Raw genomic sequence first — 361 nt, forward strand, 5'->3', positions numbered from 1 at the left:
AATCTTTTCTCCGCAAATTAAAAATTTTGACTCATTATATACGTGTAGCGTATAAAGAGACTTGTCGGGTGTAGTTATGCTATACAATACCCTTATGGGAAAGGCATAACGACGGACTAATCGCCGTGTTTGTTAGCGCCCAGCACTCTTTTAGAGTGTCATTAACAAACATCTAACGATTAGGAGTTCACAATGAACACTCTTATAAAAATTACGGAACAAACAATTGATCAGGAAGCTGTTCAAACTGTTAACGCGCGTGAATTACATGCATTCATGGAAATAGGAAAACGTTTCGCTACTTGGATTAAAGATCGTATTAATCAATATACATTTGAAGAAGGTAAAGACTTTATAAAAA

The 361-nt window shown here is 35.2% G+C and carries 1 protein-coding gene; it reads left to right on the top strand.

Translation table 11 applies throughout. The features are described from left to right. Positions 1-192: 192 nt before the first annotated feature. Positions 193-361, top strand: a 169-nt coding sequence (locus BN338_RS09845; protein ID WP_039761947.1) for an antA/AntB antirepressor family protein, incomplete at its 3' end; no start/stop codon positions are given.

Source organism: Bartonella queenslandensis AUST/NH15, from assembly GCF_000312585.1.
In the GTDB taxonomy this organism is placed as follows: domain Bacteria; phylum Pseudomonadota; class Alphaproteobacteria; order Rhizobiales; family Rhizobiaceae; genus Bartonella; species Bartonella queenslandensis_A.